Annotated in this window: 15 protein-coding genes and 2 pseudogenes; 11 read left to right on the plus strand and 6 right to left on the minus strand. The window is 69.4% G+C overall.

Features of this window, described 5'->3' with window-relative positions:
- Nucleotides 1–50: 50 nt before the first annotated feature.
- A pseudogene (locus EAH89_RS18225) lies at nt 51–3404 on the minus strand (error-prone DNA polymerase).
- Nucleotides 3404–3631 (minus strand): hypothetical protein, encoded by a 228-nt coding sequence (locus tag EAH89_RS18230; RefSeq protein WP_140885141.1) that lies wholly within the window; start codon nt 3629–3631, stop codon nt 3404–3406. The pseudogene EAH89_RS18225 and the gene EAH89_RS18230 overlap by 1 nt, the downstream one beginning before the upstream one ends.
- A gap of 203 nt (nt 3632–3834) precedes the next feature.
- Between EAH89_RS18230 and EAH89_RS18235 the strand changes: the two genes are divergently transcribed.
- Together EAH89_RS18235 and EAH89_RS18240 are read left to right on the plus strand one after the other, a co-directional pair.
- Complete coding sequence (locus EAH89_RS18235) at nt 3835–4911, plus strand: DNA/RNA non-specific endonuclease (RefSeq protein WP_140885142.1); 1077 nt, start codon at nt 3835–3837, stop codon at nt 4909–4911.
- A gap of 14 nt (nt 4912–4925) precedes the next feature.
- Nucleotides 4926–5177 carry a hypothetical protein gene (locus EAH89_RS18240; protein WP_140885143.1) on the plus strand — a complete coding sequence of 84 codons (252 nt, stop codon included), beginning with the start codon at nt 4926–4928 and terminating at the stop codon, nt 5175–5177.
- Nucleotides 5178–5212: 35 nt separating this feature from the next.
- On the opposite strand, the gene EAH89_RS18245 is transcribed toward EAH89_RS18240, so the two are convergent.
- The 3 genes from EAH89_RS18245 to EAH89_RS18260 form a co-directional block, all read right to left on the minus strand.
- The gene (locus tag EAH89_RS18245) at nt 5213–5725 is read right to left on the minus strand and encodes a response regulator (protein WP_241667085.1); all 513 of its coding nucleotides are present in this window, start codon (nt 5723–5725) and stop codon (nt 5213–5215) included.
- Nucleotides 5712–7871 (minus strand): PAS domain S-box protein, encoded by a 2160-nt coding sequence (locus EAH89_RS18250; protein WP_140885144.1) that lies wholly within the window; start codon nt 7869–7871, stop codon nt 5712–5714. The genes EAH89_RS18245 and EAH89_RS18250 overlap by 14 nt, the downstream gene beginning before the upstream one ends.
- Before the next feature lie 438 nt (nt 7872–8309).
- Nucleotides 8310–9503, minus strand: a complete 1194-nt coding sequence (locus tag EAH89_RS18260; protein ID WP_140885146.1) for an IS701 family transposase — start codon at nt 9501–9503, stop codon at nt 8310–8312.
- Between the two features lie 210 nt (nt 9504–9713).
- On the opposite strand from EAH89_RS18260, the gene EAH89_RS33485 reads away from it, so the two are divergent.
- Nucleotides 9714–9920 carry a ribbon-helix-helix domain-containing protein gene (locus EAH89_RS33485; RefSeq protein ID WP_140885147.1) on the plus strand — a complete coding sequence of 69 codons (207 nt, stop codon included), beginning with the start codon at nt 9714–9716 and terminating at the stop codon, nt 9918–9920.
- A 2-nt stretch (nt 9921–9922) separates the two neighbouring features.
- A complete protein-coding gene (locus tag EAH89_RS18270; RefSeq protein WP_140885148.1) occupies nt 9923–12934 on the plus strand; it encodes a PAS domain-containing protein in 3012 nt (1003 codons plus the stop codon).
- Between the two features lie 20 nt (nt 12935–12954).
- On the opposite strand, the gene EAH89_RS18275 is transcribed toward EAH89_RS18270, so the two are convergent.
- A complete protein-coding gene (locus tag EAH89_RS18275; protein WP_140885149.1) occupies nt 12955–14070 on the minus strand; it encodes an IS630 family transposase in 1116 nt (371 codons plus the stop codon).
- Nucleotides 14071–14317: 247 nt separating this feature from the next.
- Here EAH89_RS18275 and EAH89_RS18280 point away from each other — a divergent pair.
- From EAH89_RS18280 to EAH89_RS18315, 7 genes and pseudogenes are all read left to right on the plus strand, one after another.
- Nucleotides 14318–14970, plus strand: a pseudogene (locus EAH89_RS18280) (IS256 family transposase); the annotation flags it as partial.
- A gap of 543 nt (nt 14971–15513) precedes the next feature.
- Entirely contained in the window at nt 15514–16578 is a 1065-nt protein-coding gene (locus EAH89_RS18290; protein ID WP_161993664.1) for an HWE histidine kinase domain-containing protein, read from the plus strand.
- A gap of 99 nt (nt 16579–16677) precedes the next feature.
- Nucleotides 16678–17259 (plus strand): YciE/YciF ferroxidase family protein, encoded by a 582-nt coding sequence (locus EAH89_RS18295; RefSeq protein ID WP_140885151.1) that lies wholly within the window; start codon nt 16678–16680, stop codon nt 17257–17259.
- Nucleotides 17260–17476: 217 nt separating this feature from the next.
- A complete protein-coding gene (locus EAH89_RS18300) occupies nt 17477–18403 on the plus strand; it encodes a YihY/virulence factor BrkB family protein (protein WP_161993665.1) in 927 nt (308 codons plus the stop codon).
- A gap of 32 nt (nt 18404–18435) precedes the next feature.
- Complete coding sequence (locus EAH89_RS18305; RefSeq protein ID WP_140885153.1) at nt 18436–19944, plus strand: PAS domain S-box protein; 1509 nt, start codon at nt 18436–18438, stop codon at nt 19942–19944.
- A 155-nt stretch (nt 19945–20099) separates the two neighbouring features.
- The gene (locus tag EAH89_RS18310) at nt 20100–20282 is read left to right on the plus strand and encodes a CsbD family protein (protein ID WP_140885154.1); all 183 of its coding nucleotides are present in this window, start codon (nt 20100–20102) and stop codon (nt 20280–20282) included.
- An 84-nt stretch (nt 20283–20366) separates the two neighbouring features.
- Nucleotides 20367–21317, plus strand: a complete 951-nt coding sequence (locus EAH89_RS18315; RefSeq protein ID WP_241667087.1) for a hypothetical protein — start codon at nt 20367–20369, stop codon at nt 21315–21317.
- The last annotated feature ends 69 nt before the right edge of the window (nt 21318–21386 follow it).

The following is a 21386-nucleotide window of genomic DNA, read 5'->3' on the forward strand; positions in this document are numbered from 1 at the left end:
TGTAGCGGCTGGCCGCACCTGAACAGTGGCTGTCCCTCCCCTTCCCGACCTCATTGGAAGTCACGGCTCGGCGGCAACTTGGGCCTCCGGCTCCCCGGCTCCGGCCGCCTGACCTCATCGGCCCGGCCGAGAGCGCGCTCCGCCCACTCGCCTCCCTGCTCAGCCTGGCTGAGCCCATCCAGCAGGTCGGAGCGGTCAATCAGGCGCGCCACGATGAGGTGATTGACCGGCACCTCCACGTGCTCGCTGACGCGCTCCACCTTGCCCTCGGCCACGAGGAGGCGGGCGCTTAGCAGCGCCGGTCGGTCGCGCTCGGCGATGGCGGCGAAGACCACGAGGTTGCCCACGCCGAACTCGTCCTCGACCGTCAGGAAGACCACGCCCTTCGACGTGCCCGGCCGCTGGCGCAGGAGGACGATGCCGGGCAGGCGGACGCGGGCGCCCGGCCGGAGGCCGCCGAGCTGGCGGGTGTCGCCCAGCCCCAGGCGGTCCAGGTTGGGCCGCAGGATCGCCATGGGGTGCCGCCCGAGCGTCAGGCCGGTAGCGCGGTAGTCGTCCACCACCTCCTCGCCCTCCCCTTGCGGGGGCAGGGCTGCCTCGGGCTCGTCCATCAGCGGCGCGCTGGCCGCCATCGCCGCCGCGGCCGTGTCCTGCGCTACCGCAAAGAGCGGCAGCTGCTGCGGCCCGCTCGCCGCCACCGCCGCGTCCCACACCGCCCGCCGCCGCAGGGTCCCCGTGGCCCCGAAGACGTTCGCGGCGGCCAGCGCCTCCAGCGCCCGTCTGCCCACCCCGGCGCGGATGGCGGCGTCCTCCACCGAGGCGAAGGGCGCCCCGTTGCGGGCGCGCCGGGCCCGCAGCAGCGCCTGCGCCTCCGCCTCAGGCAGGCCGGTGACGAGGCGCAGCCCCAGCCGGAGCGCCAGCCCGCCGCGGCTCTCCCGCTCCGCCTCGAGCGTGCTGTTCCAGTCCGACGCGTTCACGTCCACCGGGCGGACCAGCACGCCGTGCTCGCGGGCGTCCCGGACCAGCTGGGCGGGCGCGTAGAAGCCCATCGGCTGGCTGTTCAGCAGCGCGCAGGTGAAGACCGCCGGGTGGTGTCGCTTGATCCAGGAGGAGGCGTAGACGAGGTGGGCGAAGGAGGCGGCGTGGCTCTCGGGAAAGCCGTAGGAGCCGAAGCCCTCGATCTGGGCGAAGATCTGTTCGGCAAAGGCCGCCTCGTACCCCCGCCGGACCATGCCCGCGACCAGGCGCTCGCGGTAGCGGGCCACGCCGCCGGTCAGCTTGAAGGTCGCCATGGCGCGGCGCAGCTGGTCAGCCTCGTCGGGGGTGAAGCCGGCGGCGACGATCGCCACCCGCATGACCTGCTCCTGGAAGAGCGGCACGCCGAGCGTCTTGCCGAGCACCCGCTCGAGCTCGTCGGCGGGGCCGTGCTGGGGTGAGGGCGAGGGAAAGCTGACCGGCTCCTCGCCGGCCTTGCGGCGGAGGTAGGGGTGGACGAGGTCGCCGGCGATGGGGCCGGGCCGGACGATCGCCACCTCCACCACGAGGTCGTAGAACGTCGCGGGCCGGAGCCGAGGGAGCATGTTCATCTGCGCCCGGCTCTCGACCTGGAACACGCCGACGCTGTCGGCCCGGCGGAGCATGGCGTAGGTCTCGGCGCACTCGCGCGGCAGGCTGGCGAGGTCGTGGTCGGGGCCGCCGTGGCGGCGCAGAAGGTCGAAGCTCCACCGCAGGCAGGACAGCATGCCAAGCGCCAGCACATCGACCTTCAGGATGCCGAGCGCGTCGATGTCGTCCTTGTCCCACTCGAGCACCGTCCGTCCCTCCATGGCGGCGTTGCCGACCACGGCGAGCTCGGTGAGCGCGCCGCGGGTGATGACGAAGCCGCCCACGTGGGTGGCGGTGTGGCGGGGAAAGTCGAGGATCTCCCCGGCAAGCTCCAGGGTGGTGGCGAGCCGCGGATCAGCGAGGTCCAGCCCCTTTCCCTGGGCAAGGTCGGCGAGCGACCCCTCCCCTCCCCCGCCCCAGCTCGCCCTGGCCAGCCGGGCGGTCACGTCCTCGGACAGTCCGCCGACCTCGCGGAGGGCGGACTTGGGCCGGTAGCGGATCACCGTGCCGCAGAGGGCGGCGCGCTCGCGGCCGTAGCGCTCGTAGAGGTGCTGGATGACCTCCTCGCGGCGCTCGTGCTCGAAGTCGATGTCGATGTCGGGCGGCTCGCCGCGCGACGCCGAGACGAAGCGCTCGAACAGCAGGTCGTGCTTGTTGGGGTCCACCGCCGTGATGTCGAGGACGTAGCAGACGGCCGAGTTGGCGGCCGACCCCCTCCCCTAGCAGAGGATGCCGCGCTCGCGGGCGAAGCGGACGATCGCCTCAACGGTCAGGAAGTAGGGCGCGTAGCCGAGCTCGCCGATCAGCCGCAGCTCGTGGGCGATGCGCCGCTCGATCTCGGCCGGCACCACCGTCCAGCGCGCGGCGAGCGCCGCCGCCACCCTCGCCTCGAGCGTCTCCTGGGCCGTGCGGCCGGGGTCGACCACCTCGTCCGGGTACTCGTAGCGCAGCCCCTCCAGCGGGAAGCCCCGCGTCGCCTCCAGCACGCGCAGCGTGTTGGCCACCGCCTCCGGGTGGCGGGCGAAGCGCAGCGCCACCTCGGCCAGGCTCTTGGGCCGGCGCTCCGCGTTGGGCTCGGCCGCGGCCCCGATGGCGTCCACCGTGGTGCCGAGCCGGATGGCCGTGAGCACGTCGGCCAAGCGGCGGCGGGAGGCCACGTGGTAGCGGACGTCGCCCACCGCGAGCAGCCACCCGCCCGCCGAGGCGGCGAGGGCCGCCAGCCGGTCCAGGCGGCGCTGGTCGTCGCCACGGAGGGTGTGCGAGGCCGCCAGCATGAGCGGCAGGGCCAAGCGCGACCGGAGGGCGGCTGCCTCCTGCCGGACGCGCTCGCCGAAGGTCACGGCGGGTTCCGCCCCAGGCTCCTCCGGCGGCACCACCGCCAGCACCCAGCCCTCCGCTGCCTCCAGCAGGTCGCCCCGGGTGATGCGGCAGCTGTCCTTCGACGAGGCCATGCGGCCGCGGGACAGCAGGCTCGTCAGCCGCCCGTAGGAGCTCCGGCAGGTCGGCCACACGAGGTACTCGGCGCCGTCCTCCAGGCGAAGGCGGCACCCCACGGCAAAGGGCAGCCCTGCCTCCCTGGTGGCGACGTGCCCGCGCACCACGCCGGCCAGCGTGTTGGTGTCGCAGATCCCCAGGCCCGAGTAGCCGAGCGCCTTGGCCGTGGCGGCAAGCTCCCACGGGTGGGAGGCGCCATCGAGGAAGGAGAAGTTCGACCTCGCCGCGAGCTCAGCGAAAGGCTGGACAGGTGGGAGCGGCTCTCCCTGCCCTCCCGAAGCAGCCGGGCCTATGGCTTGCGCCATCAGGTGGAGTGCGGCGGGCGCGGCGGCCTCTTGACCACCACCATGTTGGCCCGCTCCAGGTGGGCCGCGAGCTGCTCGGCCAGCACGGCGGCGGCGACCTCCCAGGCCGCGCCGCGCCGGGGCTTGCCGCGCTCGTCGTGGCGCAGCGCGTAGGCCAGCACCTCGGCCACCTCCTCGCCGGTGGCCGGCACCAGGGGCGATGGAGTGCCGCCCGCTGGCTCAACCACGAGGCACCTCGGCAGGCGAGGCACACGGGCGGGAAGGGACGAATCGAACGGGGCGCGGCACCGGCCAAGGGTGTAGACCGAGATCGAACAGATCAAGAACTCGCGGGAGGCTTTTCACCGGAGGCGCGTATTCGTCAGAGCATGCCAACCCGCGGTCCCGAGGGGAATGCCGAAACCGATCTGGAAGGGCTAGGTTCGCGGCCATGATCATCCGGCATGCGGGAAGGGCACACAGGCCTGGCTTCCGTTCTCCCGGGCACGGCACCCCTCTGCCCGCCGTCCGGTGGGGGCTGCGCGGAGGGCTGACACCCTCCGGCCTGCTCGTCGCGTGCGGCCTGCTGCTCAGCCCTCTGGCAGGCCTTCCGAGCGCCGAAGCGGCAACGTCGGCCTGTCCGGAACACCACCCGGGCGGAGCCGCGCCCGACATCCTGCGCCCCTCGCTTGCCGCCAGGACACGCGAGCTCTGCTTCGAGGGGTACGCGGTGCTCCACAGCGGCGTGTCGCGCGCGGCCCTTGCCGCGGCGGAACACCTCACCCGCCGCCGGATCCTGGCGGCGCGCCAGCAAGCGCGCGAGGACGCCTTCCACGCCGAGGACCGGCTCCCCGAGGAGGAGCGCGCCCGCTTGGCCGACTACGCCCGCTCCGGCTTCGACCGTGGCCACATGGCACCGTCCGGTGACATGCCCACCCTCTCGGCCCAGGCCGAGAGCTTCTCGCTCGCCAACATGGTGCCGCAGAACCCGGGCTCGAACCGCTGCCTCTGGGAGGGCATCGAGAGCACGGTACGCGAGCTGGCCGTCGACACGGGCGAGGTCTGGGTGCTCACCGGACCGATCTTCGAGGGCCAGGACCTGCAGCGCCTCAACGGACGGGTGCTGGTACCGACCTCCCTCTACAAGGCGGTCTACCTGCCTGCCCGCGGCGAGGCCGGGGCTTACGTGGCGCCGAACGGGCCGGGACTGGCATGGCGGGCCGTGTCGCTGGAGGGGCTGCGGGAACTGGCCGGGCTGGACGCCTTCCCCACGCTCCCGGCCTCGGTCAGGGCGCGAGCCATGAGCCTGCCGGAGCCGCGCCCGAGCAACGTCCGGGGAAGCTGCAACAACCAGCCCGGCGTGGTTACCAGCCGGCCGTCCGCTCCTCCCCCCGATCCCGGCTCCTCCCCAGAGCCCTCCCCACCGGCGACCTCCTGGTGGCCTGAGGGCAAGCTCGCGGTCGTCGTGGCAGGGGTATTCGCCGTGGCGATGGTGATCGCGTTCCTTCGTGTTCTCGGGCGGCGCTGAGCGGGAGACCGGCCATGACCTTCGTTCCCTATGCCGATGAGGCCGCCTCGCTGCGCCTCGGGCAGCTGACCGTGGAGAACCGCCTCGACCGCCTCTCGATCCACGGCAGCGTCGACCTGACGCGGGACCGGGCAGGGCTGGCGCTGGCGCGTGAGTTGCGCGCCCTGCTTGATGCCGCTGTTGCCGCCCTGGAGCGCGAGGAGGCCTTGCCGGAGAAGGTCACGACAGGGGAGCACACCGACACCGTGCGGAATCCCTTCGGTTGAAAGCCTGCTCGATTTCGGACATCTGAGTTCTGCCATCACCGGCCTCCTGAGTTCGTCCCCCCCTCCACGTACAGGTGCAGTCCCATGGGCAGGCGGCGCGGCAGCGGGCGCCCGTGCAGGAGCGCCTCCGCCGCCGCAACCGCGCCGGTGAGCTGACGCTCGTCGAAAGGCTTGTGCAGGCAGCCCAGCGCCAAGCCTTGGCCGCGCCCCTCCGGGCAGTTGCCCGTCACGAAGAGGCAGGGCACCCCGAGCGCGGTAAGGTCGGCCGCCACGTCGAGGCCGCTCTCGCCGCGCGCGAGGCGCACGTCGATGAGGGCGAGGTCGGGCCGCTCCGTCCGGGCCAGGGCGCCCGCCGAGGCCACGTCCTCGGCCACCCCCACCACCTCGTGCCCAGCAACCTCCAGGCCGACCTGGATCTCGAGCGCGACCAGCCCCTCGTCCTCCACGACGAGGACGCGCAGGGGAGAGGGTAGGCGGCCGCTCCCCCCACCGCCGCCAAGGTCGCTCGGCACCGCGGCCCAGAGAAGCCCAAGATCAATGCCTGTCATCTTTTCTGCCTTCCTGGCCATGCCTACCTGGCACGAACACCCCAAATGCCGCACCGCGGCCGGAGGCTCCCTCGCCTACCGCCAAGCGGGCGCGGAGCTGGCGTACGAGGGTTGCCACCACGCGCATGCCCACGCCGGCGGACCGGGAAGGATCGAAGCCCTCCGGCAGCCCGACGCCGTCGTCCTCCACCTCGAGAGTGATGCCGCCGTCCTCCTCGCGCGCGTCGCGCACGCGGACCCACAGGGTGCCCCCGCGGCCGACGGGGAAGGCGTACTTGACCGCGTTGGTGACCAGCTCCGACCCGATCAGCGCCAGGGGCACGGCCTCGTCAATCGGGGTGAGCGGCGCTGCTCCGCTCCCGCCCTGCCGCGTCTCCTCGAATTCGAGCCGCACCCGCTCCTCCGGATCCAGGGCGGTGAGCGTGTCCGTGCACATCTCCTGCAGGAAGCCGGCAAGGTCCACGCTGCCGTGCGTGCCGCCCTGGTAGAGACGCTGGTGCAAGCGCGCCACCACGCCGATGCGCGCCCGCGCTTCCCCGAGCGCCGTGCGCAGGGCGGGGTCGCGGGCCTTGTTGGTCTGCAGCGAGAGAAGCGAGGAGACGAGCTGGAGGGAGTTCTTCACCCGGTGGTTCACTTCGGCGAGCAGCGCCTCCTTGACCTCCAACGCCTCGGCGAGCGCGGCCCGCGCCGCCACGAGATCCTCGATCTCGGTGCAGGTGCCGTACCAGCGGGTGATCTCGCCAGTGGCGGGATCGCGCACTGGCAGCGCGCGGCCGAGCGTCCAGCGGTAGGTGCCGTCGGCGGCGCGGAGCCGGTACTCGATCTCGTAGGGCTCGCCCGTCGCGAGCGAGTGCCGCCAGCGGCTTTGGGCTCCCTCCTGGTCCTCCGGGTGGAACTGCGGGTTCCAGCCCTCGCCCTCGGTTTCCTCCGGCACGGTTCCGGTGAACTCGTACCAGCGCCTGTTGTAGAAGTCGTGGTAGCCGTCCGGACGCGTCGACCAGACCATCTGCGGGATCGTGTCGAGCGCGATGCGGAGCATGGCCTCGCTCCGCACGAGCGCGGCCTCCGCCTCCCGGCGCGGGCGGAGGTCGCGGAAGATGGCGGAGACACCTAGGACGCCACCGTCGGAGGCTTGCATACGGGCCGCCGTGACGGTGACCGGGATGCGGTTGCCCTCCTTGGTCAGGCGCGTCGTCTCGTGCTCGTGGACGCGCGCCCCCCCGAGCGCGCGGCGGAACACGCCGGTCGGGTCGCCGTCGGGCAGGTCGGGGGGCACCAGCAGGCCCACCGGCCCGTTGACGGCCTCGGCCGCGGTGTAGCCGAACAGGGCCTCCGCGCCGTCGTTCCAGGTGAGGATGCGCCCGTCCTCGGCGGCGAAGCTGATGATCGCGTCGGAGGTGGAGGCGACGATCGCGGCCAGGCGCGCGTTGGCCGTCTCGGCGAGGACGCGGGCGTTGAGCGCGCGGCGGCGCAGCCGCCGTAGCCGGAGGCCGAGGCCGAGGCCGCCTGACAGGAGGGCCAGCGTCGCCACCGAGGCGCCCCATACCCAGCGCCGCGCCGCGGCGTCACGCTCCGCGCGGAGCGAGGCCGCCGCCGTGCGCAGGGTGGCGGCCTCGGCGCGGGCCGCGTCCATGAGCGACTTGCCCTTGTCGGTCTCGACGAGGGCCAGGGCCGCCTCCGCATCGCCCGCGCGCCGGAGGGCGATGGTGCGCGCGAGCTCCTCGAGCTTGGCGGGGATGAGGCGCGCGAGCTCCGCGGCTGGGCGGGCGAGGGCGGCCTCCGCCTCGCCGAGGCGGACAAGCCCGGCGAGCCTTCCGTTCAGCCCGCGCACGGCCTCCTCGTAGGGCTGAAGGTAGCTCTCGCGCCCGGTCAGGAGAAAGCCGCGCTGTCCGGTCTCGGCATCGCGCAAATCGGAGAGCAGCGCCTCCGCCTGGTTCTCGGCGGCATCAAGGCGGACAGCCCTGGCGCGCTCCGCCTCGAAAGCGGTCAGGCCGAAGCCGGCGGCACCCGCTACGAGAGCCGAGAGGAAAGCCGCGACAGCGAGAGGGCCAGGGGTACGCCGGCGAGGGAGGGCAGTGACCGGAGCGGGCGCATGCAAACCGACCGGATCTCTGCCTGGTCCGCTAAGGAGGAGTGACACCTTCATCCTCCCCTGGCATTGCTCTGAGGGGTCCTGCCTGGGAGCAGGCAGGACACACGCCCTGGCCTAACGGCAGCCCTCGTGGACGGTCAAATGATCAGGCCAGGAGTGGGTACAGGAAAGCGTTTCCTGAGATCAAGTGGAAGCCGCGCCCCTGCCGCCTGGTTCTCCCGCACGTTCCGTGCTGCTGTTGCCAGGTCATGCGGCATGCAGGAGACGAGCAGGGAGGAGATCAAGGCCCGCGCGGCCCTACGTGGTCCGCTTGATCATCTTGAGGCGGCTGATCTGCCCTCCTACAGGACTTGTCGTCCAACGCTTGTCGAGCACCACCCGCTCGGCAGGAAGGTCCTTGCGGAGTTCCGCCGGTCCTTCCCAACCATGCCTGCCAACAAGTTCTGGCCGCCCCGGTCGGGCGGGCTGCCGCGCTTGGCTCGAGTTTGGCAATCAAGCGGCGTGGCAGATGGCGTAGACCAAGGCGCGCTGGAGTGCTGTTCGGGATTTCGGGTCATGGCGGTTGCGTCGGGATGTCAGCAAACCCTGCTCATGCCAGATGTGGCGGCGGACGGCGGCGAGTGTGTCTCTGAAGGTCGGGCGTACCTTCGGGTACCATGCGGTGGTTGCGGCGGCTTGGCGTTCGGCAGAGCTGAGGCGTGCCGCCAACACTGTGACAAGGGAGGACAGCCCAAGCAGGCAGGGCGTGGTGCGGCTGATGGCCAGGTCCGACCACTGGCGCTGGGTCTCGACGCCGAGGTGAGCGCGGGTTTCCTGGAAGGTGACCTCCAGCTGCCAGTGCTGGACGAGCCAGCCGATGATCCCTTCGGGAGAGCAGCGTGGGTCGGTGCACAGCAGGGCCTGGGGGTTGAACCGGCCGCGAGGGTCGCGGATCAGCACCCAGCGGATTGGCACGACGGGCATACCACTGTGGCGCCACACAGCGGTGGCCGAGCAGACCTCGACGAGGCGCTCGCCTTTGCCATACCAGCCCGGCACCGTGACGCGCCGCCAGCCCGTCTCGGCACTGGTCAGCACCTCGGACAGGTTGGGCAGGCGCGCTCCCGTAGTGCGGGGGCGGCCCTTGGTGCCGGGTGCCCGGAGCGGCGCCCGATGGTAGAGGGCTGCATCGAGCCGCAGGCGCGTGACGCCGACGACACCATGGCGGCCGAGGGCTGCCAGGAGCTCCAGGGCAGCAAAGCCGCTGTCCCCGACCAGCACCAACTCGCGCCCGGGCAACCATCGGCGGGACTGCAGGACCAGTTGGCGGGCCCAGTCGGTGAGCCTTTTATGTCGGCGGCCATGCTCCCGGCAGAACCGCTCGAATGGCGCGAATGCCGTCAGGAAGGGCAGTGCCCAAACCCGGCCCCGGGAATGGGAGCCAGGAGCATCAGGCTGAGCCAGCGCAAGGCCGGAGGCCTTCACGAAGTGGCCGTGGGAGGAGCGCACGGAGTCGCGGTAAATGCCCTTGGCCAGGATGCGTCTACCCCGCCGCCGCTCGATGGTGTCGTCGATGCTCAGCACCACCGGTCCGCCCGGCGCGAAGGCGGCGATCAACGATCCCAGGAGAAGACGTGACGCCGCCCGTAGGCACCAGGCTGCCCGACTGAGGACGCCGTGGAAGTCCACAAAGCGCCATTCGGGCATCCCGCTCCGCCACCTCAGTCCATCTCAAATGGCCAAACTCGAGCTTAGAGTCCCTACAGCACCGCCCCATTGTCTTCTTTCCCGAGTTTGGCAGTCTCCCTGCTGGCCTTGGTCGGCACGCCAGACGTGCGGGCCGGGAAAGAAACCTTGGTGGCACTCGTCCCAGGGTGTACAAAAGGCAACACCTCCGGACGGCAAACCCTCAGAGACATGGCCGCGAAGCACTCTCGCCACATCGCCCTCACGGGGTCGTTGGCGCGCTACGTGGACGACAGGATCGCCCGTGGCGATTACGCATCGGCTAGCGAGATGGTCCGCGCCGGCCTCCGCCTCTTGATCGAGCAGGACGAGACGCGCGCGGCGGAGACTGGTCGAGCGGAACGCGAGGTCTCGCGCCCTCGCCGGCAGGATCCATAGTGGTGCTGGGCCTTTCCGGGTTGAACCACGCCGCCCTCCTCGACGCCTCGCCCAACCCCTACCTCGTGCTCGACCGCCGTCTCCACATCGCCGGCGCAAACCGCGCCTACCTCTCGAGCGTGGGCCGCAGCCTCGCCGACATCGTCGGCCGCTGGGCCTGGGATGCCTTCCCGGCCGATCCCGAGACGGTCCGCCAGTCCGTCGCCTCCTTCGAGCGCGTGATCCGCACAGGCCAGCCCGACACGATGGCCCTCCTGCGCTTCGACGTGCCCCGGCCTGCGGCCGAGGGCGGCGGCTTCGAGGAGCGCTGGTGGAGCATCACCCACGCCCCCGTGTTCGGGGCGGACGGCACGATCGAGTTCGTCCTCCAGCACCCAATCGACGTAACCGAACTCCGGCATCTGCAGGGCGAGATGGAACGGACCGGGACCGCGTCCCCGCCGATCACCCCGGCCCAGAGCGGCATCTTCGCCCGCGCCCGAAGCGTGTCCGAGGCCAACCTCACGCTGAAGGACGAGAGCGACCGGCTGAACGCGATGTTCGCCCAGGCCCCGGGCTTCATGGCCCTCCTCCGAGGCCCGGAACATCAGATCGTCCTCGCCAACCCCGGCTACATACGCCTCGTCGGGCACCGCCCCGTCGTCGGACGCACGGTAGCCGAGGCGCTACCCGAGGCCGTAAAGCAGGGCTACCTCGCCCTCCTCGACCGCGTGTACCGCACCGGCGAGGCCTACGCCGCCGATGGCGCGCGCTTCGCGTTGGAGGACGCGCCGGGCAGAACGGCGCGCGAGACCTTCGTAGACTTCGTGTACCAGCCCCTGCGGGATGCCGCGGGCGCGGTCACCGGCATCTTCGTTCAGGGCGTGGACATGACGGCGCGAACGCAGGCCGAGGCGCGTCGCTCGGCACTCGTCCGCCTCACCGACGCGATCCGCGGCGGCTCCGACCCGACCGACCTGGCCCACGCCGCCGCGGCGATCCTCGGCGAGACCATCGGCGTGAGCCGGGTCGGCTACGGCACGATCGACCACGACGCCGAGACGCTTACGGTCGGGCGGGACTGGACTGCGGCGGGCACCGAGAGCCTAGCGGGCACGCTTCGGGCACGGGACTACGGGTTCCTCATCGACGTGCTGAAGCAGGGCGAGTTCTTCAGCATCGCGGATGCCGCCCTGGACCCGCGCGCCTCGAATGGGGCGGCGGCGCTTATCGCCCGGAGCGCGCGGTCCTTCGTGAACTTTCCAGTAATGAAGGGCGGACGCCTCGTCGCGCTGTTCTTCGTCAACCACGCCGAGGCTCGCGACTGGTCGGCGGAGGACCTTGCACTCATCCGCGAGTTCGCGGAGCGGACGCGGACCGCCGTCGAGCGCCTCCAGGCCGATGCGACGTTGCGGACGAACGAGGCGCGCAACCGCCAAATCCTCGACAGTGCCGCTGATTACGCGATCCTCGCGACCGACCTCGACGGCCGGGTCACGCGCTGGAACGAGGGCGCCCGCTGCGTGCTCGGCTGGGAGGAGGGCGAGATGCTCAAGGAGTCCCTCGACCGCATCTTCACGCCCGAGGACCGCGCCGCCGGGCGGCCCGATGAGGAAATGCGCGAGGCGCTCGCCACCGGGCGCGGCGTCGATGAGCGCTGGCACCTCCGGAAGTCTGGCGAGCGGTTCTGGGCCGTCGGCAAAGTGACGCCGCTCCGCGATGGGTCCGGCACGGCCGTCGGCTTCGTGAAGGTACTCAGTGACCGGACGGCCCAGCGCCGGGCGGAGGAGGAGCTGCGCGAGCTGAATGCCACCCTGGAGAGCCGTGTCGAGGAGCGCACCGCTGAGCTGCGGGAGCGTGAAGCGCAGCTCCACCAAGCCCAGAAGATGGAGGCCATCGGCCAGCTCACGGGCGGCCTCGCGCACGACGTGAACAACATGCTCCAGGGCATCGGCGGCGCGCTGCAGATGCTGGAAAAGCGCCTCGCGGCCGGGCGGCTGGCTGACGTGCCACACCTGCTCAAGGCCGGACGCGAGGGCGTGGACCGAGCGGCCTCGCTCACCCACCGCCTGCTCGCCTTCGCGCGACGTGGGCGGCTCGACGTCAAGCCTGTGATCGTGGACGGCGTCGTCGCGGGCATGGCCGACCTCATCCGTCGCACCGTCGGACCCGGCATCGACGTGGGGATCCGGCTGCATGATGGCGACTGGACGGTGCGCCTCGACCCGAATGGGCTGGAGAGCGCCCTCCTGAATCTCGCGATCAACGCCCGTGACGCCATGCCGAATGGCGGGCGCCTCACCTTCTCGACAGGAGAGGTGCGGCTCTCGGCGGCCGACCTCGGCGCGGACGCCGAAGGCGTCGCGCCGGGCGACTTCGTCCTCGTCTCCGTGGCCGACACCGGCGAGGGCATGCCGCCCGACGTCGTGGCCCGCGTCTTTGAGCCGTTCTTCACGACGAAGCCGATTGGGAAGGGCACCGGTCTCGGGCTCTCACAACTCTACGGCTTCGTGCGGCAGTCCGGCGGTATCGTGCGGATCGGGAGCGAGGTCGGCCAGGGCACGATGGTGCGCCTGTACCTGCCGCGGGGCGAGGCAGCAGCCGCAGTCACGGACCGGCTCCCGGCTCCGGCAGAGATTCTGCCCGATGCGGCAGGTCGCACGGTGCTCCTCGTCGAGGACGAGTCTGCCGTCCGCACGCTCGTGGCCGAAGCGCTGCGCGACCGCGGCTACGCGGTGCTGGAGGCGGAGGACGGGCCAGCCGGGCTTGCGGCGCTGGCCGGCACCGCGCGGGTGGACCTGCTCGTGACCGACGTCGGCCTACCCGGCCTCAACGGCCGTCAGCTTGCCGAGGCAGCGCGGGAGCGGCGACCGGCACTGCCGGTGCTGTTCATCACAGGTTACGCAGGCACCCTCCTCAATGGCGACCTGCCATCAGGCATGGCCGCCATCGCCAAGCCGTTCTCCCTGGACGACCTCACCAGCCGCGCGGCAGCGATGCTCGTGACCTCGGAGCACTGTATCGCGTTCCGTTAGGTGGGACTGCGTTGTATGGACTACTGTCCAAATTCTGAAGATCCTAGACACCTTGTTTGGGCGGTGATGGTGCGCTGACAGAAGGGCTGGACAGCGGCGAGGATGTCGTCAGCGCTTTTTGTCCAGACGAAGGGCTTTGGCTCGGCGTTATGGGCTTCGATGTAGCCGTTGATGGCTGCTTCGAGTTCCGCCGTGGAGCGGTGGACACTTCGCCGGAGAGCGTCTTCGGTCAGCAGGGCGAAAAACCGCTCGACCTGGTTGATCCAGGAGGCCGAGGTCGGCGTGTAGTGGACGTGCCAGCGCGGCCGCTTGGCGAACCAGTCGCGGATGAGCTTCGTTTTGTGGCTCGCGGCGTTGTCCATCACTACGTGGACGTCGAGGTCGGCTGGCACTCGGGTCTCGACCGTGTCGAGGAACCGGCGGAACTCAGTTACCTGGCGCCGCGGCATGCACTTGCTGATGACTGTGCCCGCCTTCACGTCGAGCGCAGCGAACAGTGAGGTCGTGCCGCAGCGCTTGTAGTCGCGGGTGCGCCGCTTGACTTGGCCGGGGCGCAGCGGCAACAGCGGCTGCGTGCGATCCAGCGCCTGGATCTGGCTCTTCTCGTCGACGCAGAGCACGAGGGCATGCTCCGGCGGACTGAGAGAGAGGCCGACGATGTCGCGCACCTTCTCGACAGACAGCGGATCGGTCGAGAGCTTGAAGGTCTCGACCCGGTGTGGCTGGAGCGAAAACGCTGTCCAGACGCGCTGAACCGTGGACGGTGCCAGCCCCGCCGCCCTGGCCATCCCATGTGAATTCCAGTGCGTCCGCCCCGCAGGCAGGGTCTCCAGTGTCGCGGTCACCACCTCAGCCACCTTCTCGTCGGTGACAGTGCGTGGTGCACCGGGGCGAGGCTCGTCGGCCAAGCCGTCCAGCCGTTGCTCGGCGAAGCGGCGCCGCCAGGTCGCTACCGTCATGCGGGCCACCCCGAGCCGTTTCACGATCGCCAGGTTGCTCAGGCCCTCCGCGGCGAGCAGCACGATCTGCGCCCGCAGCGCGTCGCCGCGTGCTACCTTCCGTTGGCGCAGCCACGCCTCCAACTCGCCGCGCTCGGCTACCGACAACTCGATCCGAACCGCCCTCGGTGTCGCCATGCCCGATCTCCGCTGCCTTCCGCAGCGAATCACAGCCCATCAGGAGCGGCTGGCTATTTCCCGGTCAGGACAATAGCTTGACGGCGGAGGAGCACCATCGGCGTGTCTGCGGTCATCCGAGCCGGACATACTTCGGTAGCGTCCACGGAGGTGGTGTAGAAGGCGGCCGCCCGGGTTAGGGCGGCCATGTGGTGAACCTCGGTTAGGGTTGTGTTGCGACACGCAACTCTGACCCAAGGACGCCACGATGACCGACGAGAGGATTGTCCTTCGCGAGCTGCTGGAGAGGGGTTCTGACACGACGTTTCTGCGGGAGATGATTGGCTTTGCCGCCCATCGGCTAATGGAGCTGGATGCCGAGGAGGTCTGCGGTGCCGCCCATGGCGAGCGCAGCGCCGAGCGGGTGAACCAGCGGAACGGCTATCGGGAACGAGATTGGCAGACCCGGGCTGGAACGATCGAGCTCCGCATCCCGAAGCTCCGGCGCGGCTCGTACTTCCCGGCCTCCCTGGAGCCAAGGCGACTGGCGGAGAAGGCGCTCACGGCGGTGATCCAGGAGGCCTACATCCAGGGCATCTCGACCCGCTCGGTGGACGAGCTGGTCTGGGCCATGAGCATGGAAGGCATCAGCAACAGCCAAGTGAGACGCCTTTGCGCGAGATCGACGGGCGGGTGCAGGACTTTCCGGCCCGCCCGATCAAGGGTGACAGGCCTTACCTATCGCTGGACGCCACCTACACGAGAACCCGCGGCGCGGGCTGCACCGTCTCGGTGGCTGTCACCATCGCGGTGGGGGTGAACAGCGACGGCCGTCGCGAGGTGCTTGGCATAGCGGCCGGCGCCTTCGAGATGGAGACGTTTTGGACCGACTTCCTGCGCGGCCTCGCCCGCCGAGGGCTGTGCGTGGTCAGGCATAAGGCGCTAACAAGCCGTAGCGCCCCTTTAATGAAAGACAGCGCCAAGCCTTGGAGGATCGGCAGCCAGCAGGACCTGAGTAACGTCCGTGTTGGTCTCGTCATCGATCACCACCAGTGGCCGGCCCTTTTGTGCCCAACCGCGGAGTTCCTGGACGGTGACATAATGCTGCCTTGTCACGTTGTAGAGCCGATCTCGTCCGTACCGCCTCACCAGAAGGGGCTGAACCTCTCGTTGCGCCGGCATGACAGCTCCACCATCAGCATTATCTGATCACTGGTGGGTGCTAGATGTGTCTGCCACCCTCATCGCCTAGATGACAGTGCAACCTTGCTCACGGAGAGTTGCCAACGTTCAGGGACGCCCGGCTTAAGGGAGAGCCACCTTGCCCCTCGATCCGGCCGGCATCCTGAACGGTCACGAAAGTACAACTGAGCGCTGTTCGCGGAAACCTGAACTGCCTCTGGGGCGTCATACAAGCTCGGTGCACGGCAAGGCACCTCACCTCCGGTGTCACTGATGACAGGCTTGGACGATCGTAATTCCGCGCTTGTTAACGGTGCTGGGGTGAACACCGCCAAGCCGCTTACAACACCGGCCCAGGATTTGGTCCTGTTCAGGACCATCGCGGAAGCAGTGAGTGACGGCGTAATCGTCACCAGCGCCGATCTGGACAGTCCTGGTCCGCGCATCGAGTACGTCAACCCCGCCTTCACGCGCATCACCGGCTACGAGCTTGATGAGGTCCTGGGGCAAACGCCGAGGATCCTTCAAGGTCCACGGACAGACCGCTCGACCATGGATCGCCTCAGGGCCGCTCTGGAGCAGGGCGGTACCTTCTTCGGCACAGCCGTGAACTACCGGAAGGACGGGACGGAGTACATCAACGAGTGGCTCGTCAACCCGGTTCGCAATGCCGAGGGGCGGCTCCTCCACTGGGTGTCGGCGCAACGCGACGTGAGCACGAGAGAGCGGGCAGCCGCCAGTCAGCAGATCCTGTTGGGCGAGCTCAACCATCGGGTCATGAACAATCTGGCGGCGGTGCAGTCCCTTGCGACGCGTCTGGGTCGCACCACCAGCTCCATACAGGAGTTCCGGGCTGCCCTGCAGGAGCGGTTGTCCGCGCTGGCACAGGCGCAGAAGGCTATTGTCGCCGCGCACTGGCAAAGCGTCCCTTTGCACTCCCTTGCACAGGCGCAGCTGGCGCCCTTTGGGTTTGGCGATGCCGGGCGCGTGGAGGCCAGTGGACCATCGATCCATCTTCGCGCGGGAGCCGCTGTGGTGCTTGGTCTGGCGCTGCACGAACTTGGGCTCAACGCACTCAAGCACGGAGCCCTTTCCGCACCTCACGGCCGCGTCGGACTGAATTGGTTGGTGGTGCCCGGACCGGTAGGCGACAAGCTCTGTGTCAGCTGGAACGAGACTGGTGGAGCAGCCATCACTCCCCCGACGCATCGTGGCTTTGGCCTGCGCCTGATTGAGGAGGTGCTGGTGCGGGAGCTGCAGGGAGAGGCAAGGATCAGTTTTGACCCCGATGGGGTACACTGCCTACTCGGCGCACCGCTTTCGAGCATCCTGGATCGGCGGTCCTGATCATAGGGCGGCTCACGAGGAGTGCACCGTCCAGCCTCTTCCCGCGTTGCATGGTCATCGGCGGACGGACACCCGCCACGCTAGAAAGGAAAGACGACCATGGCCGAGAAGACCCTTGCTGATGCCTTTCACGAGACCCTCAAGGACGTTTACTACGCCGAGAAGCAGTCGGTACGGGGACTGAAGAAGTCCGCCAAGGCCGCGCGCTCTCCCGAGTTGAAGGACGCCTTTACACGGCATGCCGAGGAGAGTGCCGCTCAGGTCGAGCGCTTGGTCCGCGTGTTCGAGATCATCGGCAAGCCGCCTCGGGCAAAGACCTGCGAGGCCATGCAGGGCCTGATGGCCGAGATGGAAGAGGACTTGGAGTCCTTCGGTGGCACTGAGGCGGCGGACGACGTGCTGATCGGCTGTGCGCAGGCCATTGAGCACTACGAGATCGCCCGCTACGGCCTGCTCAAGACCTGGGCGCGCAAGCTTGGCCATGAGGATGCAGAGGAGCTTCTGGAGGAGACCTTGGATGAGGAGAAGCGCACGGACGCCCTGCTCAGCGAGATAGCCGAGGGGCTCGAAGCACCCAACCAGGATAGCGAGGACGAAGCGGTGGAGGAGGTGCAGAAGGCGCCCCGGCGCTCTGCCGCCAAGCCGCCAGCCTCCAAGTCGCGGGCAAAGGCGAGGGCCTGACGCCCCGCTTGCCGCAAAGATCTCGTACCTTGCGGCAGATCGCGCCGACGGTGGTCAGCGGGACAGTCCTGTGCACGTCGTGCGTCCTCCGGTCCATGCCGAGCTGACGGAAACGGCTACGGGTCGGAGTATCACCTCGGTGGGCTGCCGATGACGGAAACTTCTTCAACGGGTCGAAGGGGTTCCCGGCCGGTTCTCGGGCGTAGAACATGGTATGATGATGGACCCCAACCAGAAGCCGGCGGGGCTGGAAACTCAGGCGGAGCCCCAACAGGTCGAGGAAGGCAGGGTCACGCCTCCTTCCGACCTGTCGCCGCGGAGGTGGTGGGGGCTCCTGCGCCGGACCGGCGTGCAGGTCTTTGAGAAGCGCCTTCTGGGGGAGGCGGCAGCCGTGGCGTTCTACGCTTTGCTGACGGTGTTCCCGGCCTTGGCAGCCCTGATCTGGCTTTGTGGTACCTTCGTCGACCCTGCCGCAGCGACACAGGGCCTGCGGGACACCGCCTCCGGTTTACTGCCGGCCGGCGCGGCAGAGGTGGCCGGCGAGCTCCTTGGCCGCCTTGCGGATCTTCAGGGGGGTGGCTTTGGGAAGGCGACGGTGGCCGCCGTGGTCGGCGCAGCGCTCTGGGGTGCCGTTGCGGCCGCGGCCCAGCTTTTCGGGGCGCTGAACGTCGCTTATGGCGAGCTTGAAAGCCGGAGTCTGCTTCGGCTCTGTGGCGAAGCTCTACTCTTCGCCGTCGGCGCTGCGGCCTTTATCGTCGTGGTGCTTGCCGTCATCCTTTTGCCAGCGAGGCTTGCTGATGAGGCTGGAGCCGAGGGCATGGAGCAGGTGCTCCTTCACCTCGCCCGGTGGCCGGTGCTCCTGGCAGCCGTGGCCTTGGGGCTGGCCCTGACCTATCGGCACGGGCCGAGCCGCCGGTGCCCACAGTGGCAGTGGGTCAGCTGGGGTGGTGCCTTCGGCGCCGTTGCCTGGCTGCTCAGCTCGGTGGCCTTCTCCCTCTATGTTTCGAGATCTGGTGGCTACGACCGCCTCTATGGCTCGCTGGGTGCCGTGGTCGCGCTGATGGTCTGGGCCTGGCTGTCGAGTGCCGCCGTGCTGATCGGTGCAGCCCTCAACGCCGAGCTCGAACGCCCGCCGACGGACTGAACCCTTGTTCAGCTTGTGGCCTGGAGCCCGGCATGCCTGACCTCCCCTCGCAGGAGCACGCCGACCAGCAGCAGATCCGGCTTATCCTGGCCGCCCTGCAGGATGGTGTGATCCTTATTGAACCCGACCAGAGGATCAGTTGGGCCAACAAGGCTGCCCTCCGGATGCACGGCGTACACGAGGTGGCTGAACTGGGCGCCACCGTGTCCGAGTACCGAGGCCGATTTGAGCTGCGCTACCGCAACCGGCACCGCCTGCCCGAGGGGGCCTACCCGATGGAGCGGGTGATGGCCGGCGAGGCCTTTGACGAGGTGGTGGTCGAGGTGGCGCCGGCCGGGGAGAACGAGACGCTCTGGACCCACCGGATCCGCAGCCTCGTGCTCAACGACCCTGCCGGCGTGCCGAACTGCCTCGTGCTGATCCTGAACGACGAGACCGAGCGCTTCGACGCCGAGGAGCGCTTTGAGGCCGCCTTCAGCGCGAACCCGGCGCCCGCCGTGATCCTGCGGCTCTCCGATCACCGCCACATCAAGGTCAACCGCGGCTTCCTCGAGATGACCGGCTACGCGGAGGAGCAGGTGGTCGGCCGCTCGGCCTATGAGATTGACGTGCTGGAGGGTGCCGCCCGGCGGGAGTTCGCCGTCGAGCGGCTGCAACAGGGGCGCACCATCCCGCAAATGGAGGCCCTACTTCAGCTTCCTGGGGGCGGCGAGAAACGGGTGGTGGTCGCCGGGCAGCCGATTGAGGTCGGCGGCACCGACTGCATGCTCTTCACCTTCGTTGATATCGAGCCTCACAAGCGGGCCGAGGAGGCTCTTCGGAGAAGCGAGAACAGCTTCGATGTGGCGTTTCGCCTCTCACCAGCACCAACTTTCCTCGCTCTGCGTGCCGGCTGCCGCCTGCTGCAAGCCAACACCGCCTTTGTCCGGGAAAGCGGCTACCCCGAGGCGGAGCTGGTCGGCAAATGGACTGGCGAGCTCGGGTTGTGGGCTGACCCGGCGGCCGGTCGGGAGCTGGAGCGCCGGCTTGAGGTGGATGGCGCCGTACGCGACTTTGCTCTCCAGCTGCGTACCCGGGCGGGTGACCTGTTGGACGTCCTTCTGTCCGCCGAGGCGGTGAGCATGGGGGAGGGGTCCTGCGTGCTGGTGGTGGCGCAGAACGTGGCTGAGCACCGCCGCACAGAGATGGAGATCGCGTCCGCGATCGAGGCGGTCCTGCGTGACACGTCCTGGTTCAGTCGCATGGTGCTGGAGAAGCTCGCCAAACTGCGGCGCCCGGACGCCCTCGATGGCACCATGACCGCGGAGCTTGCGGATCTGCCACCCCGCGGCCGCGATGTGCTGGCCCTGGTGTGCCGCGGCATGGCTGATCCCTCCATCGCCCACAAGCTCGGGATCTCACGCAACACGGTCCGCAACCACATCACGGCGCTGTACCGCAGGACGGGAGTGCGCACCCGGGCAGCTCTGGTTGTGTGGGCCCGTGAGCGCGGCTTCACGGGCGGTCCGCCGCCAAAGGTACCTGGTCCGACAAAGGACTAGTGCAGAGCGAGTGCCCCTGTAGTGCAGAAGCCTCCGTCTGTTTCGATGACATCGTTCTCCCGGAAGGAACCCTGAAAAGGTTCGCCGGTTACCGGAGCAAGAGCCGAGGTCTGAACGACCCTGGCCTCGTTCAGACGTCCTCATGGAAAAGCCAGATGGATAGGGATCCGGTTCCCGGTACCGCTGAGCAGGTGAAGGCTTCCATCAAAGACGCCATCAGCACGCTCACCGGCGATACCAAGGCAGAAGCTGAAGGTCGCGTCGAAAAGTCCAACGCCGAGGTTCGTAGCACGGCCGCAAGTGCCGAAGGCGAACCCGAGAGCGCCGCCAAAAAGTAGCAACCAGCACCGGTGCGATGCCCCGTGGGCTTGCCGCTCCAGTGGGTGCCCGGCTTCCAGAACAAACCTGAAGGAACTTCTATCGTGCAAACACGCGCCACACCGGACGTCTACAATGATGCCGCAAGGGCAACGGCGGTTCTCCCCGAGGGCGCCCCGTCGCTGCCCTCACGCGTGTCCTGGGGCGCGGTGATTGCCGGCGCCGTTGTGGCACTGACGATCGGGCTGATGCTGAACGCCCTCGGCGCCGGGATCGGCGCCACCAGCGTCGACGCGACGGCCCGGGGCACGCCCTCCGCCTCCTCCTTCGGCATCGGTGCCGCCATCTGGGTGCTGGTGTCCAACCTGATCGGCCTCGCCGCGGGCGGCTACGTCGCGGCCCGGCTGTCGGGCACCTCGGACAACACGGACGGCACGCTGCACGGCCTGGCGGTCTGGGGCACCACCTTCCTGATCTCGGCGGTGCTGCTGGGCAACCTCGTCTCCGGCATTGCCTCCACCGCGGCCTCCGGCGCCTCCAGCCTGGTCAGCAGCGTTGCGAGCGGGACGGGTTCGGCGGTGTCCGCCGTCGGCCAGCAGGCGGCCAACCGCACGGACACGGGCACGCTGCAGAATGCAGCCCAGGGTCTCGTTGACCGGGTGCAGGGAGCCCTCAGCGGGGGCGGCGGTGTTCCGGCCACGATGACCTCGGATCAGCGCAAGGCAGAAATGAGCACCTTGGTGACCCGGCGGGTGACCGACGGGCAGCTCTCGACCTCCGACCGTGAACGCCTGAACGGGTTGGTCGCGGCCGAGTACAACCTCAGCCCTCAGGATGCGCAGGCCCGGGTGCAGCAGGCCGAGCAACAGGCGGTTCAGACGGCGCGCCAGGCCGAGGAGAAGGCCCGTAGCGCGGCTGACGCCGCGGCCTCCGGAGCCGCCAAGGCCGCCTTCGCGGTCTTCGCGATCATGCTGCTGGGCGCGATCGCCTCGGTGCTGGGCGCCCGCCGTGGCACCCGTGACCTGCTGACGGTCCGCAGCACCCGTATCGCCTGAACAGGGCGCAGGGACGCCCGACGTCGAGCAGACACGGCCGTCGGGCAGCCCACTCGACAGAGGAAGGAC

It is taken from the genome of Muricoccus nepalensis (genome assembly GCF_006438825.1).
GTDB classification, from domain to species: domain Bacteria; phylum Pseudomonadota; class Alphaproteobacteria; order Acetobacterales; family Acetobacteraceae; genus Roseomonas; species Roseomonas nepalensis.